The organism is Acidicapsa ligni (genome assembly GCF_025685655.1).
Taxonomy (GTDB): Bacteria; Acidobacteriota; Terriglobia; order Terriglobales; family Acidobacteriaceae; genus Acidicapsa; species Acidicapsa ligni.
This window is the reverse complement of record NZ_JAGSYG010000008.1, coordinates 100,003-117,531: the sequence shown is the minus strand read 5'-3', so window position 1 is coordinate 117,531 and position 17,529 is coordinate 100,003. Positions and strand designations below refer to the sequence as shown.

15 protein-coding genes are annotated in these 17,529 nt (G+C 54.0%); 8 read left to right on the top strand and 7 right to left on the bottom strand.

Going from position 1 to position 17,529, the window contains the following annotated elements; all coding sequences use genetic code 11:
• Positions 1-76 precede the first annotated feature (76 nt).
• On the top strand, positions 77-451 hold the full coding sequence (locus OHL19_RS21340) for a response regulator (protein WP_263359867.1): 375 nt from the start codon (positions 77-79) through the stop codon (positions 449-451).
• 75 nt (positions 452-526) lie between these two features.
• Here OHL19_RS21340 and OHL19_RS21335 read toward each other — a convergent pair whose 3' ends face one another.
• Positions 527-1,297 (bottom strand): LytR/AlgR family response regulator transcription factor, encoded by a 771-nt coding sequence (locus OHL19_RS21335; RefSeq protein WP_263359866.1) that lies wholly within the window; start codon positions 1,295-1,297, stop codon positions 527-529.
• On the bottom strand, positions 1,294-2,457 hold the full coding sequence (locus OHL19_RS21330; RefSeq protein ID WP_263359865.1) for a sensor histidine kinase: 1,164 nt from the start codon (positions 2,455-2,457) through the stop codon (positions 1,294-1,296). Before OHL19_RS21330 ends, OHL19_RS21335 begins: the two co-directional genes overlap by 4 nt.
• Positions 2,458-2,642: 185 nt before the next feature.
• Here OHL19_RS21330 and OHL19_RS21325 point away from each other — a divergent pair, with 185 nt between their 5' ends.
• Positions 2,643-5,486, top strand: a complete 2,844-nt coding sequence (locus OHL19_RS21325) for a TonB-dependent receptor (protein WP_263359864.1) — start codon at positions 2,643-2,645, stop codon at positions 5,484-5,486.
• A gap of 176 nt (positions 5,487-5,662) precedes the next feature.
• Here OHL19_RS21325 and cynS read toward each other — a convergent pair whose 3' ends face one another.
• Complete coding sequence (gene cynS, locus OHL19_RS21320) at positions 5,663-6,112, bottom strand: cyanase (RefSeq protein WP_263359863.1); 450 nt, start codon at positions 6,110-6,112, stop codon at positions 5,663-5,665.
• A 372-nt stretch (positions 6,113-6,484) separates the two neighbouring features.
• Between cynS and OHL19_RS21315 the strand changes: the two genes are divergently transcribed.
• The gene (locus OHL19_RS21315; RefSeq protein WP_263359862.1) at positions 6,485-8,110 is read left to right on the top strand and encodes a glycoside hydrolase family 5 protein; all 1,626 of its coding nucleotides are present in this window, start codon (positions 6,485-6,487) and stop codon (positions 8,108-8,110) included.
• A gap of 85 nt (positions 8,111-8,195) precedes the next feature.
• Positions 8,196-8,600 (top strand): nuclear transport factor 2 family protein, encoded by a 405-nt coding sequence (locus OHL19_RS21310; RefSeq protein ID WP_263359861.1) that lies wholly within the window; start codon positions 8,196-8,198, stop codon positions 8,598-8,600.
• Between the two features lie 140 nt (positions 8,601-8,740).
• On the opposite strand, the gene OHL19_RS21305 is transcribed toward OHL19_RS21310, so the two are convergent.
• Positions 8,741-9,286, bottom strand: coding sequence for a carboxymuconolactone decarboxylase family protein (locus tag OHL19_RS21305; RefSeq protein ID WP_263359860.1), 546 nt, complete (start codon positions 9,284-9,286; stop codon positions 8,741-8,743).
• Between the two features lie 158 nt (positions 9,287-9,444).
• Between OHL19_RS21305 and OHL19_RS21300 the strand changes: the two genes are divergently transcribed.
• Positions 9,445-10,005 carry a TetR/AcrR family transcriptional regulator gene (locus OHL19_RS21300; RefSeq protein ID WP_263359859.1) on the top strand — a complete coding sequence of 187 codons (561 nt, stop codon included), beginning with the start codon at positions 9,445-9,447 and terminating at the stop codon, positions 10,003-10,005.
• A 129-nt stretch (positions 10,006-10,134) separates the two neighbouring features.
• On the opposite strand, the gene OHL19_RS21295 is transcribed toward OHL19_RS21300, so the two are convergent.
• Complete coding sequence (locus OHL19_RS21295) at positions 10,135-11,988, bottom strand: S9 family peptidase (RefSeq protein WP_263359858.1); 1,854 nt, start codon at positions 11,986-11,988, stop codon at positions 10,135-10,137.
• Positions 11,989-12,045: 57 nt separating this feature from the next.
• Between OHL19_RS21295 and OHL19_RS21290 the strand changes: the two genes are divergently transcribed.
• Positions 12,046-12,678, top strand: a complete 633-nt coding sequence (locus OHL19_RS21290) for a TetR/AcrR family transcriptional regulator (protein WP_263359857.1) — start codon at positions 12,046-12,048, stop codon at positions 12,676-12,678.
• Positions 12,679-12,838: 160 nt separating this feature from the next.
• Here OHL19_RS21290 and OHL19_RS21285 read toward each other — a convergent pair whose 3' ends face one another.
• Both OHL19_RS21285 and OHL19_RS21280 read right to left on the bottom strand, forming a co-directional pair.
• Positions 12,839-13,189, bottom strand: a complete 351-nt coding sequence (locus tag OHL19_RS21285) for a cytochrome P460 family protein (protein ID WP_263359856.1) — start codon at positions 13,187-13,189, stop codon at positions 12,839-12,841.
• The gene (locus OHL19_RS21280) at positions 13,155-13,877 is read right to left on the bottom strand and encodes a c-type cytochrome (RefSeq protein ID WP_263359855.1); all 723 of its coding nucleotides are present in this window, start codon (positions 13,875-13,877) and stop codon (positions 13,155-13,157) included. Before OHL19_RS21280 ends, OHL19_RS21285 begins: the two co-directional genes overlap by 35 nt.
• A 529-nt stretch (positions 13,878-14,406) precedes the next feature.
• On the opposite strand from OHL19_RS21280, the gene OHL19_RS21275 reads away from it, so the two are divergent.
• Both OHL19_RS21275 and OHL19_RS21270 read left to right on the top strand, forming a co-directional pair.
• The gene (locus OHL19_RS21275) at positions 14,407-14,754 is read left to right on the top strand and encodes a PadR family transcriptional regulator (RefSeq protein ID WP_263359854.1); all 348 of its coding nucleotides are present in this window, start codon (positions 14,407-14,409) and stop codon (positions 14,752-14,754) included.
• On the top strand, positions 14,751-17,501 hold the full coding sequence (locus OHL19_RS21270; protein WP_263359853.1) for an ABC transporter permease: 2,751 nt from the start codon (positions 14,751-14,753) through the stop codon (positions 17,499-17,501). The genes OHL19_RS21275 and OHL19_RS21270 overlap by 4 nt, the downstream gene beginning before the upstream one ends.
• The last annotated feature ends 28 nt before the right edge of the window (positions 17,502-17,529 follow it).

Below are 17,529 nucleotides of genomic sequence, written 5' to 3'. Positions count from 1 at the left end.
AGTACTAAATCGCATGCGAAATCGCAGTCGTGTACAACCCCAATCGATATCCAACCCTCTAATGCAAGAGGGTCATGTGACTGACAATAAATCCAAATATATCTTCGTCGTCGATGACGAAAAGATTATCGCGCAAACCGTAGCGGCCATATTGCGGCAGGTTGGCTTTCGAACCGCTGCCTTCGAAAATGCGCAGGAAGCAATCGATGCCGCATCCGTTGAAGCGCCCGACCTGATGATCACAGACGTAGTCATGCCCGGTTTGTCTGGAATCGAACTGGCAATTCTTTTCCAAAGCCGATGGCCTCAGTGCAAGACGCTGCTATTCTCCGGGCAAGCCATCACCGCCGATTTACTTGAGGACGCCAGGAAATCAGGCCATCAGTTCGACGTTCTATCAAAGCCAATACATCCATCCGATTTGCTGGCAAAATTGAACGAGCTGGCATAAGTCTTACCACGGTGCGTAACACGAATTGAAGGCGATATAACCCTATAGCTGGAAGCCCCTTTTCACCCCGTTCGACTACTCAGTCAAACGTCCCAGAAGTTGCTTCGCACTCTCACTCTGGTAGCGACTCATTCGCAGTTCCCTGCCGTCGATCAGAATCACTTTATGATGGCCGTGGAACCAAGGATGGATCTCCTTTACCCGGGAAACATTCACCAGCGTCGACCGGTGTATGCGAACAAATTGCTTCGGGTTCAGTTGAGATTCCAGGCTCGAAAGCGTCGTGCGCATCTCATACACAAGCTTTCCCGCATGAACCAATACGCAGTTCCGATCCGCTTCGACCCAATCGATATTCTTGGCGTCGAGAAGCAGGATCCTGCCTTGGACCGGTACTGCGATCCGATCCAGATATTGCTGCTGTTTCTGCATGGCCGTCAAAGCTTGCAGAAGCTGCGTTGCGTAGTTCCCATCCAACGGGCTGGTCAGGCGCGCTTTAGCTCGGGCAACTGCGCGCTCAATCCGTTCGCTGCCAAAGGGCTTCAGAATGTAATCCACTGCATTTCGGTCGAAGGCTTCAATCGCATAGTCTCTGTGCGCCGTAACAAAGATCGTAATCAGCGGCTGAACTTCATCCAACCGAGTAAGAACCTCAAGCCCGCTGAATCCGGGCATATGAACGTCAAGAAACAACAAATCAGGCTGGATGCTCTGGATTGCATCAATCGCAGCAATACCGTCTCCGCACTCGCATACCACTTCGATGTCCTTGTCGTGCCGCAACGCCCTCACGATGCTGCTTCGCACCAATGGCTCGTCATCCACAATGATGGTTCGGATGGTCATAACGGGAGCAATTCCTCTTCTGGAGTATTCGAAGAGAGCGCTAATCGGAAAGGCATAGAAATTTCGCAGATGACTCCACGCGGCGAACCCGCCCGGAGCGATAGTTGAGCGGAGCCGTTGTAGGTCTGCCTGAGTCTTTGCATGGTGTTCGTCAACCCGACACCCCAATTCACTTCATCGGCGGTCATATTACCAGGTAAGGAACTGTTGCTGTTGCTGATCCTGATCTCAAGCCTTCCCGACCGCGTTGAACTGCTTATCTCTACTTCATCGCTGCCAGGGTTCTTCGCAATACCGTGGACAATTGCGTTCTCTACCAATGGTTGAAGGATCAAGCTCGGTATGGCGCAATTCAGAGTCTCTGAATCGATCGCCAGACGCACAGTTAACCGATCCTTGAACCGAATTCTCTGAATACTCAAGTAAAGATCGACAAGGTGTAACTCTCTCCGCAACGAGATTTGCTGTGACGATTCTTCCTCAAGAAAGACGCGCAGCAAAGCGCTCAAATTTAGCAGCATTTGCTCCGCCGACTCGGGATCCTCATGAATCAGCGTCCCAATGGCATGAAGCGTATTGAAAAGAAAATGCGGGTGCAACTGCATCTCCAAAACCTGCAGTTGAGCCTGTGCCAACTGACCTTCGAGTTGAGATTCTCGCAGTTGCCGATTACTGCTTTCCCTGTAGAAATGCAGAGTCTGGGCCAATCCCGTAAGAGCCCAATAGGCGACGATTCCCATCGCAACATCTTTGCTTAATAACAGGGCCACGTTAGCGCGAATGCCAAGCAAGAACGCGGAGAATTGGCTGAGAGGCGGAGCATCCGGTTCGAGGAAAACTACGAGCAGCGATTGAACCGAGACAGCCAGAAGTGCGAAGAGCACGCTCGCCAACAGATGGAGAGGAAGGAAACGTAACGGATGCTGCGGGTCGATCGGTCGTTTTGCAGCCAGACGCAGCACCAGCGGAGAGATCAGCAGCCACGCATACCACTGCTCAAGATTCCAGCGAAGGTATACGACAAAAGGACCCGAGTGTCCGTGCAGCGAGTCATAGCTATACCACTGGAGCGCAAACATAAAAGCAACAGCGGTCCACAGCCCGAAGAACTGCGCGAATCGGAGAATCGGGTTCTTCAAAGACTGCATTGGCGAATTCATCGGCTACTCCGGCTTTGTCCTCTTACGCGATCTTAAGTCCGGCCGCCACTGCTGGGAAAGCATGATTAGGTCAGTGCTACGATCCGGCACGCGCTGAATACTACTCGTCCCGATTGTTTTTGAAAAATTTCTCTTTGTTCCTATCGTGAAGCTGGACAAGCTGCACAAGCACGATAGGAGCCGAAATGAAGCCAAAGTGGAGCGAAAATTCACTGCCAACACGAATGGTTCTTTACGCCTTGAGCAGTTTCTCATGTGCGTTTATACGAAGAACAATTTGGACGCTGACTGTTTCCCTGGTTCCGCTATTGGCCTTCTCTGCCCTCTCTGATGGAATAGCCCAACAGCCTTGTCCGCAAGGATTCTCGGTCGAGGGAATCGTCACCGATCCCAGCGGAGCAGTTATCGCCGATGCTAAAGTCGAGATCGCCGGGAGTTCGCAGGCGACAACAGACCCAGCCGGGCAGTTTACTCTGTCGTGCCTGAGCGGAAATCAGGTTGCCATCACGGTTCAGGCTGACGGCTTTGCGGACGCTTCCGTCACTGCCGCCCCCTCGCCAAACCTGGTCACGCATCTCAACATCCAACTGCAAATTGCCAACCTTGCGACCAACATACAGGTGGGCGATGACGTAACAGCACTTGACGCAGATCACGGCGTAGGAACGCGCACACTCAGCACGCGGGATGTTCAGCAGTTATCGGACGACCCCGATGATTTCCTCCGCGAATTGCAGGCTATAGCGGCGAGTGGCGGAGGAATGCCCGGTTCGGCACTGCTCACCGTTGATGGCTTCGAAAACGCCAGCGCGGTTCCACCCAAAGGATCCATCGCCTCAATCCGCGTTAACCCTGACCTGTTTTCAGCGGAGTACGAATCAGCTCCTTACCTGGGGGGCCGGATTGAAATCTTCACAAAACCAGGCGCAAGTCCCTACCACGGTGCATTGTTTTTCACCGACAGCAATGCAATCTTCAATGCCACCGATCCACTTTCGGCAACCGCCACGCCAGCCGGAAAACAGAGATACGGTTTTGAAATAAGCGGCCCGGTTGTTGCAGAGAAGAATGGTTTCGCTCTTGCGCTTGAGAAGCGCGACATCGATGAATTCAATGTGGTCGATGCAGTCACGCTCGATGCGGAGGGCAACCCGAGTCCATTGCAGCAGTCTGTTTCGGCGCCACAGCGGCTTTGGATAGCTTCCGCCCGCGATGACTGGCAGGCAGCTGTCAACGACAGCATGGCCGTGTCGTTCACCGCGAACGTCAACAATCTCGGCAACCAAGGCATTGGCGGACTTACGCTGGCTGAAGCCGGTTATTCCAGCCTGGTAAGCGAATACGATTTGAGGCTGAACAACACCTTGACGCTGGGCACCAATATATTGCACGAAACCCGGATCGGCTACACCTGGAAGCGCACTGCGAACACCCCTGTTTCAATGAACCCTTCTCTCCAGGTGGCCGGCTATTTCACCGGAGGCGGAGCCACAAGCCAGAACCTGGACAATCGTGAACAGGATCTCGAAGCCGACGACGATTTGATGGTCACACAGGGAAAACACACATGGAAGATTGGTGCTCAGTCACTCGGGTTCTTCGTTCACGACTATGATCCCAATACCTTCAATGGAGCCTTCCAGTTTGGAGGCGGAAGCGCACCGGTACTTGATGCAAACAACAATCCCACTGGCCAGACAACCACAATCAGCGGCATCGAACAGTACCGCCGCGCATTGCTCAGTCTCCCCGGCGGCTCGCCCACCACGTATCAACTTACCACCGGCACGGCGCTCGTCCCTTTAACCCAATGGCGCCTCGGCCTGTATGCCCAGGATGCAATCAAGCTGGCGCCACAATTCAGCGTGATCGGGGGCCTGCGTTATCAGCTTCAGACATCTCCAAACAGCTTTAGCAACTTTTCTCCGCGCGTTGGCCTGTCCTGGTCGCCCGATAAGAAGTCCACCTGGATCATTCACCTGCGCGCAGGAATCTTTCACTTTCCAAACCAACAGAGTTTCGCAACGGAGGTGGCCCGTCTCAACGGCGTCCGGCAACAGGAGACGACGGTATATTCGCCCAGTTATAACAACCCGTTGACGCCCGTCTCAGGATCGATTCACGTCAGCGCTGTCGATCAATTTCCGCGATCTCTCATCCAAATTTCTTCGTTTCAAACGCATGTCGGAATCGAGCGCACATTCCCTGGCGGCTGGCATTTGGAGACCACGCTCTATTGGTATTCAAGCTGGAACCAACTGCTGTCCAGAAACATCAATGCGCCGTTGATTCTCGGCACCTGCATTGGAATACCGCCCGATCCAATTGCGGCGCTCATGAGCCCGCGCCCCGGCGCTCCGAATGAAAATGTGATTCAGTATCAAAACGCCGGCCATTCAAGCGGCAATGTGTTTGTTATCGCTGCGGATCGACCCACCGGCAAATGGGCCAGTATTTCTGGCGCCTATGTACACGTCAATGGAAAATCCAACACAAGCGACGCTTCCGGTCCCCAATCAAGCTACAGCAACATCGGCGAAAACTCCCGCGACAATTGGGTAGGCAACAATGCCGTATACGCGAACGGCAGCCTTCATCTTCCACGCAAACTGGATTTCTCCTCCATATTGGATGTGAGAAATGGGACTCCCTACAACATCACCACGGGCACCGATGCAAATGGAGATGGGAATTTCAATGATCGCCCATCCTATGCATCGGCTCCGGGCTCAGGTGCTTACAGTACGCCCTTCGGACTGTTAACCACGAACACCGTCAATGGAAACGTCCCGCGCAATCTGGGAACCATGCCAACCGTCATGCATCTCGACGCAAGTTTGAGCCGTGCCTTCACACTCAACCCCAAGGACAAAACTCGCACCCTTATCTTCAGCGCGCGTAGTGCAAACCTTCTGAATCACACCAACATCACTGCCGTGAACACAGTCCTTTCGTCTTCAGCCATCGGCCAATCATTGGCCGCCGAAACCGCCAGGCGCATAGAGTTAGGCGTCCGGTTTGCCTTTTAAAGCTAATCACGCACGACTTGCCTGCGTTCCTTCACCGAGGACTGCACTCTCTTGTATCAAATTGCGAAGACCACGCTTACGTCCTCACGAAGCACATAATCGCCTGTGCACCCATCAAAATCGGATTCGTATCAGCGAATTAGCTTCTGTTGAGCGATGTAGAGTTGTGTACCACTCTAGTAGCGCTTGTAAGAAAGAAACTTTCCGGACATGCCTATCTTGACCCTGTCACCCTTGGGATTTGGTTCCCGCTCGATCTGCATTTCGAAGTCGATAGCACTCATGATGCCATCGCCAAACTCTTCCTCGATAAGCGCCTTCCACGTCGTCCCATAGGTCTGAATGAGTTCGTAGAAACGATAAATGAGAGGATCTGTAGGTGGCAGCGTCGTCAGAGACCCGCGACTCGGAGGCTGGGTTAGGATGCTCGCTTCCAACTCACTCAGGCCCAGAAGTCTGGCCGCGTTTTCGGCTTCGGGTTTAGTCAATGTCATTTGTCCAAGTAGCGCGGCTGTGTAGAAAATCGGGGAGCCAGGGCCGATTTCCTTCGCAATGTCCTTCCAGCTCAAACCACGGCTAAGCTTCGCGTCCTGAATTTTCGATGTTAGCTCTTCTCTGCTCAACATGATCGGGATCCTTTTAATTGGTTTATGCAACCTGAGATGAGTCGCTCATTCGGTCCGCCCATCTAAGAATGCAAACTTGTCTCTTGCTGAAGATGTCGGAGTACGTCCTAGTGACAGAAGTATAACGGTCTTACGCAGAAAGCGAAGCAACCGAAATATATGATGCCATGCCGTTGTGAGGTCGTTGTGAAGCCGTAGTGAGTGATTGCCCTGCTCGACGCTCTTAGAGAGACAGTACTCGTCACAGTAGTGCAACTTCACAATAAAGACTGGTGGAACGATCCATGTCGCCTGGGAATGCTCCCACATCGAGGGCAGAAGCCAGCCACGGACAGTGCAAACAATTTAGAATCTCGTGATTGGAGAAAGTACATGGCGAAGGAATCGATTGGCAGTCAACCACGGCGTGAGTTTCTAAAGCTGGCAGCTTTCACAGGAGTGGCTGTGTTCACTCCCAACGAATCCGTCGCTGAAAGAATCTTACCCGGCGATTCTCCAGTGTCAGCGATAGATCACCATGAACAGAAAATGGATTTCCTTCGCGTCAAAGGTCGTGACATCGTCGACAGCAAAGGAAAAACTGTTCGGCTCAGGGGAACGTGCCCCGGCGGCTGGATGAACATGGAGGACTTTATCAATGGTCATCCGGGTGCCGAGCACACTCTGCGAGCACAGATGGCAGAGACGCTCGGCGCGTCGAAAGCTCAGTTCTTTTTCGATCGAATGCTGGATTATTTCTTCAATGAAGACGATGTGATCTTTCTTCGCAATGCTGGAGTAAACGTCGTTAGATTTCCGCTGAATTATCGGCACTTTGAAGATGACATGGCTCCCTTCAAATACAAGGAGTCAGGGTTCACGCGCCTCGATAAGGTTTTAGACCTCTGTGAGAAACACGATCTCTATGTCATTCTCGATCTTCATTCGGCGCAGGGATGGCAGAACGTTCACTGGCACTCCGATAATGCCTCGCGCATCAGTCTGCTTTGGAGGGATGTGTCCTATCAGGATCGCTACGTCGGTCTTTGGAAGGAGTTCGCCCGGCGTTACGCGAACAGGTCAGTGATCGCCGGATACGACGTGCTGAACGAACCTTGCACAAACAACGAAATGGGCGATTACCCCTGGAACGTGCCTCCCAATTACAAGCCCAACTGGAACGCGATGAACGCGCTCTACCGGTGCCTGGTTACAGAAATTCGCAGGATAGATTCCAGGCACATCATCTTCCTGGAAGGTGATAGCTACGCATCGATGTTCTCTGGACTCGAAAAGCCTTTCGACGACAATCTCGCCTACAGTTCGCATAATTACACCGTCCCGGGATTCGGCCCTGGCCAATACCCGGGCTTGATACATCCTCGGACTGCGCTGGGTAGCGGCTCTGATCCGTGGGATATTCAGAAGCAGGAGCAGCTCTTCCTCAATGCGGAAGGCACAAAATTCACACAGCAGAATAACGTTCCGCTGTGGGTAGGCGAATTTGGATCGGCCTTCAATGGCCCAGCCGACGAGGCTGGAGACAGGCTCCGCGCATTGGACGATCAACTGGGCATCTTTGAGCGCAACGGCGCACATTGGACGACGTGGAACTACAAGGACATTGGCGTGATGGGTATGCTGACGCTCAATCCTGAATCGCCTTACATGGAGCGGATCAAAGATCTTCTCCGCAAGAAAAGAGCTCTCGGCACCGACGATTGGATGAGATGGCTGCCAGCAACACCAATCAAGGACTCCACAGCGCAGCTCGCAGAGCAGATTCGTCACGTGGTAGATGATCCAAATATCAATCCTCTTCTCAACGCTAAGAGTATGAGCCAGACATTGCTATGCTTCTATGCCGGAACGCTGATGCAGCCAATGTATGCCAGCTTATTCAAAGGGTTGTCGGAGACAGAGCTGGACAACATCCTCTCGTCCTTTTCAGCGAGGCAGTGCATTCCTAACAAAGGTTTGGTGGATGTACTGAGCAAACATATGGCCAGGCCTGCGTAGGTAGTAAAGAAGCTCGTGAGTTAAAAGAGAGACAGCACGAATTCGGGTCTCACCCATCAACCTCACATAAAACAACGGAGGAACTATGGCGAACACTCAGACTTTGATAACAAGAGCTTATGCTGCCTTCAACAAGAGGGACATCGACGGTGCGTTCGCGTTGATGAGTGAGCATGTCAGCTGGCCCAAGGCTTCGGAAGGCCGCCGAGTAGTGGGAAAGGACGAGATCCGTGCCTATTGGACCCGCCAGTGGCACCAGTTCGACCCGCATGTCGAGCCGATTGAGTTAATCGACCGTAGCGAAGGCAAGACGGATGTCAGGGTTCATCAACTCGTTAAGAGTCTTGACGGCGATGTTCTTTCAGATAGCGAGGTCTGGCACACTTACACTATTTCAAACGGCCTGATCGACCGTATGGACCTGAAGGACGTTAACGAAACTGAGGCAAGCCCAGGCACGACTCCATCCGCCGCATTCTCGAACCACTAACAGGTGAGCATCCTGCTCATCCCTTGCTCCTTCTGGCTCATTCGCTGTTCCTTCCAGATGGTCGGTTCAATGTCATGCGACTGGCCCAGCAGAAGTCCACGGCTTCCACCGCGGACTTCTGCTGTCGCATTTCGGTCGGCTTAGCCAATCTCGGAGTACGAGACCTTCGGGAAGTCGATATCGACATCGGTGGCGATGTTGAAATAGTTGGTGAAGACGTTCAGGGCAACATGCGCAATGATCTCAGCGATCTCACCATCGGAGAAGCCAGCAGCCCGCACGGCATCGAGATCGGATTCTGTGACCTGGCCCTTGGTATCCAGCACGCGCTTCGCGAAGGCCAGCGCAGCCGTAGTCTTGTCGGTCTCGCCGGTGCCCTTGCGGCTATTCACTACCTCCTCATGATTCAGGCCAACCATCTTGCCGATGGCCGAGTGCGCCGAGAGGCAGTAGTTGCAGTGGTTCTCCTGCGCTGTAACCAGGGCGATCTGTTCGCGAAGCTTGGCGCTCAACTGGCCCCCGGAGAGTGCGCCGCTGAAGTTCAGATAGCCCTCAAGGACTACGGGAGAGTTCGCCATAACACCGGCCATGCTCAGATCACGTCCGAGCTTGGTGTGAATGGCAGTGAGTAGGTCTTTGGATTTGCCTGTGGCAGTGGTGGAATTGAAGGTCTGGAAACGCGACATGGTAGTTCTCCTGGGTGGCCATTGAAGGCCGGAATTGTTTGCTACTGCTTTTTGATACCGACCGTTCGGTAACTATTCATGGATTCTGAAAACAATCTTGTAAAAATCTGGATGAATCATTACCGAACGATCGGGAATCTATTCGGGGGGGCATTCACATGGCGCACCGCATCGTCAGCAACGAAGACTTTTACAACAGGGCTTTGGACCTGTTCCGGACCTATGGCTTTGACGGCGTTAGCCTGCAACGCCTCGCTGAAGCCACTGGCCTCGAAAAGGCAAGCCTGTACTATCGCTATCCCGGCGGAAAAGATGAGATCGCTCTCGCCGTGGCACAGGGAGTCGTCGCCTGGTTTCAGGCCAATGTCTTCGACCCACTTACCGACGACACACCGCCGCGGAAGCGGGTCGCCGCCGTGGCCGACAATCTGCGAACCTTCTACGCGGGCGGAAAAAAGTCCTGCGTCACCGATGTCCTGTCGCTACCTGGCGGCTCGGATGCCCTCCGGGCCGGACTCAAGGGCGCAATGCAGGCCTGGATTAAGGCATTCGCTGGCATCGCTCGAGAGTGTGGATTTTCTCCGTCTGCCGCCAAAGCCAGGGCGGAAGAAACGATCATCCGCATTGAAGGCTCATTGGTCCTCGCCCGAGTTCTCGGCGACAACTCGACCTTTGAACGCACCATGAAGCTCCTGCCTGACTTGCTGACGGCCGAGTAATCGTATCGACCAGTCACTGTCCTTGACTATGGCGAAGAAATAGTAGATCGGTAATGATAAACGCTCTTTTCATCAGTTGGGTTCACTGACGATAAGTCTGCTTAGCAGTATTCAACGTACATTTGTGAATCAGCTGTAGGTGCCAATCGGTTCGGCTCGGCCGCCAAGATGGCGAGCCAGGAATACTTCCGCGATCTCGGCGAAGTGTTGCAGGTTCTCTGCGTCGGCGAGGCCGTGTCCTTCATTGTCAAAGACGAGATATTCGATTTCCGTGCCGTTTTTTCGCAGGGCTGCGACGATCTGATCGCTTTCACGCTTGTTCACCCTGGGGTCGTTTGCTCCTTGAACGATCAGCAGTGGCGCGCGGATGGAAGATGCCCGGTACAGTGGCGACTGCGCTTTGAGAAACTCATCCCCACTGCCGACCCGCTCCTCAAACATCCTGCGCATGGGCTCCCAGTATGCGGGGATCGCCGCCATAAATGTGGTGAGATCGGATGGCCCAACGACGTCGATGCCACAGCGGAACGCGTCCGGCGCCCAGGCCAGCCCCGTGAGGACGGCATAGCCGCCATAGCTTGCGCCGAAGATGGCAAAACGTTCGGGGTCGGAGAATCCCTCTGTGATAGCCCAGTCGCGAGCATCTAACAAGTCGGTGCGCATTGCTCCGGCCCACTCGCGATTACCCGCGTTCAGAAAGGCTTTTCCGTAACCGGTCGAACCGCGGAAGTTCACCTGCAGAACGGCGTAGCCCCTGTTGGCAAGCCATTGAACCACTGGATCGAAGCCCCAGCGATCACGATGCCAGGGCCCGCCGTGCACATAGAGCACGGTTGGGAGCATCGTTTGCTCCGGCCCAGGTGGCAGCGTCAGGTATCCATTGATCGCCAATGCATCCCTTGCGAAGAAGTTGATGGGCTTCATCGGTGCAAAGGTGTAGCAGCGCAGCGCTGGCCGACTCTGGAAGAGCAAAGACTCACGCACTTTTGCCGGCTCGTAGAGGTAGAACTGATCCGGCTGTATGTCGCTCTGGCATTGGAATAGCAGGGCATCTCCGTTTGCTGCGCCGGTGATAAGAGACAGCTCGCCTGCATCAAGCTTCTCGAAGCTCTTCAGCGCACGTTTCGACGAGGGAGAAAGAGCCGTCCAGACGAGTTTGTTCTGTAGGGTTGCGACAGCTCCGACCTCCCGTGAGCTCGGGTCAATGTACACTTTTTCGACATCGAACTCCGCGTGCTCGAAGAGCGTCGTGCAGGAGCCACTGGCGAGTTCATACTGCACGAGACGGTTGGTGTTAGCCGACTTCGCAGTAATGGCGTAAAGAGCGTCATTGCCGGGCGAGAATCCAATGAGGCAAGGCAGGCCGTCTGCAAACGGAAGCTCGTCCAGAGTTCTCCAGGGGGCGTCCGTCGTGTCGCGCACGCGGATGGCGTGACCTCCATCCGGCCTTTGTGCGACAGCTGCGCGTACGATGTGCTGATTGTCTGCGAGCCAGGTGAGCACATCGCCCGAATTTTCTGTGTCCAACACATGGGTGCCTGTCGAGAAATGGATCCGGTGCACGTCCATGAGGCTTGGTGTGCGTGCGTTCATCGCTACCAGGCACTCGTACGGGAAACGAAAATCGATAGCCAAAGGCTGTGCGCGGATTGCGTAGCCAGGGGTCAGATCTTCGGGTTCGCCTCCGAGCAAATCGACACGCAGCAGGTGATAGTTTTCGTCTCCGCCACGGTCTTGCAGGTAGAGGATGTGGATTCCATCCCCCTGCCAACGAGCCCAGGCGATGGGCCGACTTGCATCGTGAACGACGATACGGCCATCTGGCTCTTCGATGGCTCGAACCCAAACGCCCAGCTTTCCTTCAACCGGGGCAAGATAGACGAGCATTTTGCCGTCTGGAGACAGACGTACGCTGTCAATCTCAGGATTCCCAAAGAGGATGCTCCTAGGGATCAACGGTATAGCGCCATCGTTGGGTTTCATAAATGCGAATGTATCATCGCATTCGCTTATTGATCAACTATCCTCTATTCTTACCGAATGACGAAAGGTTTCCTGCCACCTCAGCAGCAAAGGAGTCGCGAGACATCGGCCCTGCTAATCGCAGCGACACTCACAACGCTGGAGAAGCACGGCCTCGATGGAGCGACCATTCCACGCATCGCCAGTGCTGCGGGTGTCGCTCCGGCGAGTGTCTATCGGAGGTTTCGCGACCGAAATGCTCTATATCGCGTCGCACTTCTCGATGCACTGGAGAGGTCCACTGACCAGAATGAGCTCAACGAAAAGTTCCGACAGAAGACTCTTAAGGGCCTCGTCCATCAGATCGTGCAGGTTACATTGCAGCAGTATCGGTCGCGACCTGGACTGATGCGAGCACTGACGAGGTTTGTGGAATCCGACTCGGATGAGGAGTTTCGGACGCAGGCTCTACATTGTGTTGCGAGCAACTTCAACAGTCTCGCGGAAAAACTGATTGTCTATCGCGATCAAATCCAGCACCCTAACCCGCGTAAAGCAATCATGTTTGCGCTTCTTACAACAGCCACCGTTGCTGAGGCGCGTGTTCTGGAGCAGGTGTCTATGTGGCAGGAGCTAACCCGCATGACGGACAAAGAATTTACAACGGAAGCCGCAAAGAGCTTTCTTGGATATCTAGGGTGCCGTCGTTAAAAGGATGAGTCGGATATTCTGATATCTAACTCGATCGCTTCTTCGTCAGTACTAATCCTGACGAAGAAGCGATCGACAAGAGCGCGAGTAACTTGGAAGTTAGTGACTTGGAAGCATAGACACTGCCATTCCTACCCAGGAAAAGCGTACTCACATCGCGTCACCTATGTGCGTAGTCCGTGAAGACGTAATCTTTTGTCTTCACTGCTGTATGGCAAGCGAATCCGCACTTCGCATCGTTCCCTTGTGGCGGTTTGTCCTTGAAGGTGGCGGGCGTGAACGTATCAGACGCTGCGTTATACTCGAACGCGCCGTAACCCCATCCGCCGCTGTCGGCAAACCTCTTGCTGTCCTTCACCATGAGATCGACGTCGTGCTGGGGTCCTGGTATCGTCGGCGCACCGGGTTCACCGGGATTTACTTTTGCGTTCCAATGCACCTTTGCCATCATGGCGCCATCGGGAAAGGGCTTGCCGTTAGCGGGGTAGCCGGCCTTGTAGGCTTTGATCATCACGGGGGTTGCCGAGGATTGCAGCGAGTGCGCCTCCGTTGTGACTAATGGCAATTACAGGCCAGCCTTCGTATCCTCTGAACTCAGCGAACGCGATGCCGTTGGGTACTTTGATTGTGTACTTATCCTGCATTGAGGCAGAGGTCTGTGTCTTGGATGGAGCTGCCGTGGGAACGGACGCAGCACTGGGTAGGCTGTGGATGAAATGTGCAAGCTTCCACGTGTCGTTATCGGAGATGCTCGACTTCCAGGAAGGCATGCCTGTAAGGCGAACTCCGTTCTGTATGATCCAAAATAGTTCCGCGTCGCTCCAGTGCTGCACGTGGGATGAGCTCAGGTCCATGGCTGGCGGGGCCATACTGCGGCCAAGGTCAGAGTCTCCGCGCGCATCCGCACCGTGGCATTGAGCGCAAGACCCCAGAAATACTTCCTGGCCCTGGCTCACGACCTCACTCGTGTCAGGCAGCGGGTTCTTCATCTTGCCTGCTTCCAGCGGAATCGCAACGTCTTTAGCCGCGTTCGCCAGGCTGGATTCTCCCTGTGAGGGATGTTTGTCCGCTGTGCAACCCTGGAGCAAAACTCCTAGAATTGCACCGGTCACACTGAGTATTAGTTTGTGTTTCGGCGATACGCCACGACTGTTTCTACCCCATCTGCCAGTCCACTCCGTAGCAATAGATTTCGTCATACACTCAGGCATCGTTTGTTCTCCTTGACAAGAAAGTCTTCTCTGCTCGACTTGACGTACGCCAAGAATAGTAGAATTATGCGAGGTCGAGTAATAAAACAATTGGGCAATGATATCGATCCACGCGATCTACAAGTTTGTTCCAGGTCTGCTGGAACAGTGAGCATCTCACTATGTAGCGCTACGGCAACGCCGACGATGTTACTCCGTTCTTGTAATTACCCGCACAGCGATAACATCGGAAAACGTGGATCGGATTTTATAAGACCGAGGGATAGTCGATAGCCTGGTCTTAATAACTTGGTATGAATGCCAAAGGGAATCAGTATCAGAAGCGCGCTGCATCGGCGACTGGATGAGCCTGATAAACGGACTTATCGTGAGTGGCGCAAAAGCTGCCTTATTGAGTCGATGGGTGCGTCGGCCTGTTCTTGCCAACCCAGATCGGGCCTCCGAAAGATCGTCAAAAATCTCCTATGGACATCGCAAAGGACAGGTGGTACCTTTGCGATGTGCAAAGGAAGAAACTATGGCCGCTGAAAAGTCGGAAGTCCTGCAAGGCACTCTTGATTTGATGATTCTCAAGACGCTTCACGCTCTGGGGCCACAACATGGGTTTGGAATCGCCAGACGCATAGAGCAGGTGAGCGAGGATGTGCTGACGCTTAACGAGGGCACCGTGTATACATCGCTGTTGCGATTACAGCAGCAACGTTGGATCGCGGCGAAATGGGGCGTCTCGGAGAACAACCGCAAGGCAAGGTATTACTCGATAACCAAGACCGGCCTCAAGCAGCTCACAATCGAGACGGAGAACTGGGAGCGGATCTCCGGCGTCATCGCTCGTGTACTTAGCCTTCAGGAGCAACAACGATGAAGGTCTGGATTAGCGTATTCACGGCAAGGCTTCTGGGTCTTTTGGGTCAGCGACGGACCGGTCTCGAACTCGATAATGAGATCCAACTGCACATCCAGATGTTGACTGATCGCTACATTCTCCAGGGAATGGAGCCTGCCGAGGCTGGAGCAGCGGCGCGGCGGCAGTTTGGGAATACAACGCTTCTCAGGGAGCGCCATCATGAGCAACGCAGCTTCTCGATGTTCGCAACATTATTGCGGGATCTGAAGTTTGGCCTGCGCCAATTGCAGAGAAATCGGACACTCACATTTGTGGCCATTACTTCGCTGGCCCTTGGTATCGGTGCAAACACAGCGATTTTTACTGCGGCTAAGCGCGTATTGTTCGACACGCTGCCAGTGGCGAATCCTCAGCAATTAAGAATGCTGACCTGGGTTAGCGGTCATGAACTGCCTGTTCCTCCTGTGTGGGGAGATGTCGGACCGAACGAAACCGGTGGCCTTACAAGTAACGGATTCTCTTATCCCGTGCTCGAAGAAATGCGTAAGAGAACCGATGCTGTTCAGGCATTGATTGCCTTCAAAGATATTCCGATAACCGCAACCATCGATGGACATGCGGAGATGATCAACGGAGAGCTGATCAGCGGCAATGCATTTCAGCCTCTCGGCGTAAATGCAGAGTTGGGCCGGACATTAACCCCATCTGATGACCAGGGGCCTGGCAGTGGCCCTGTAGCAGTAATCAGCGATGGATATTGGACGCAGCGATTTGCGCGCTCGCCTCTGGTTCTCGGAAAAGCAATTTCATTGAATGGCTTTCCCGTTACGATCGTAGGTGTCACTGACGGACATTTTGGCGGCTTGCAGATGGGAAGCTCCATGCAGGTCTTCGTTCCGCTCACGATGCAGCCGCTCGTTTTGCCCAGGGCACAGAACGGAAGCGTCTCTCTCCTCGATAATCCGCAATCGTGGTGGGTGCAAATCCTCGTTCGTCTGCGGCCGGATGTTTCTGAGGAGCGCGCGCAGGGCGAACTGGACGCAAGCCTGCGGCAGAGCGCGATGCCGGTTCTAAAGCAGACAGGCGACCTCGATCGATTTCACCTCCAGTTGGAGCCGGGCGACCGCGGGTTGGATTATTTGCGAGGAAAATACGAGCGACCGTCCTATGTGTTGCTTGCGCTGGCCGGGTTTCTTCTGTTGCTGGCTTGCCTGAATCTGGCCAATCTACTCCTTGCGCGCTCGGCAAGCAGGCAACGTGAGCTAAGCACGCGGCTGGCGCTTGGCGCGAGTCGCGGAAGCATTGTCCGCCAAATACTAACCGAGAGCGTATTGCTTTCCAGCTTAGGCGGAGCGGCAGGTTTACTGCTCGGCTATCTTGGGCGCAATGTTATTCCAAGGCTGTTGATGAATTCATCCGGGCCGGAATTGGTGCAAGTACAGTTCGACTGGCGCGTGCTCCTGTTCACCCTGGGAATCTCTTTGGGAACCGGCATTCTCTTCGGACTGGCGCCTGCGTGGCAGGCTACGAGAATTGCTGCGCACGCAGGACTCCGCGATTCGGGCGGTGCAACCGCCAGTCGGCACAGACTCTGGTTTGACCAGGGCCTTGTAATCGGTCAGATTGCGCTGTCGGCAATATTGCTGACAGGCGCAGGGCTTTTCGTGCACACACTACTCAATCTCAATCGCATTCCATTGGGCTTTGAATCAAATCACATTCTGCTTTTCCGCATTAGTCTTCCGCGTGCCCGCTACAGCGATGAACGAACGATGACTTTCTTTGGACAAATGGAGGAAAAGCTTGCCTCTCTACCCGGAGTGCGTTCGGTAACCGTCAGCAATATAGGGATCATTGGCGATGGACATTCGGGCGCAACTTTTCACGTCCTCGGTCGCGCGCGAGAGAAGGACCCTTCTCGCGTTCAGACCAACAGCGTCGGTGTCGATTTCTTCCAGACGCTTGGCATTCCTATTCTGCAAGGACGCCTATTCAATCGCCGTGACACCGCGACCTCCCCTAAGGTCGCAATTGTGAATCGCGCACTCGCACAGAAGTTCTTTCCTGGCGAGAGTCCTATAGGCAAGACATTTGAAACAGATATCGAAGACGTCGATGGCTCGATTCAGATTGTGGGTATCGCTGCCGATACGCGCTACGCGGATCTGCGCAGCGATACTCCTCCTATCTTCTATATTCCGTACATGCAAGAAGTGAAAGGACCGGGTCGTATGATGGTCGAAGTCCGCACCGTCGCCGACCCGACAAGCGTTCTGGCAGAAGTCCGGCCAGCTATCGAATCCCTCGATCGAGATCTGTCAATGGCGGATGTGAGCACGATGAAGGATCAGGTCAGGTCAACTCTGGCTGACGAGCGGACTCTTGCGAAGCTTACAGGTGGGTTCAGCGTGCTCGCCCTGGTGCTTGCGAGCATCGGTATTTACGGCATGATGGCGTATGCGGTGAATACGCGGACCAGCGAGATCGGCTTGCGTATGGCTCTTGGAGCACGGACCAACCAGGTCTTTTCTCGCGTATTGCGCGAGGCGTTTTGGTTGACGAGTGCAGGAACCGTCCTTGGATTGATTGCGGCCCTTGGGCTCACACGATTAACTAAAGTGATGCTGTACGGAATTGGAAATGCGGACCCACTCACGGTCGTCGGCACCGCAGTGATTCTGGTATCAGTGTCGCTTATGGCAGCCTTCGTGCCTGCCCGTCGAGCATCTCGGATTGATCCAATCCGCGCCCTGCGACACGATTGAAATGCAGCTCAACCTGCATTCTGCAAAA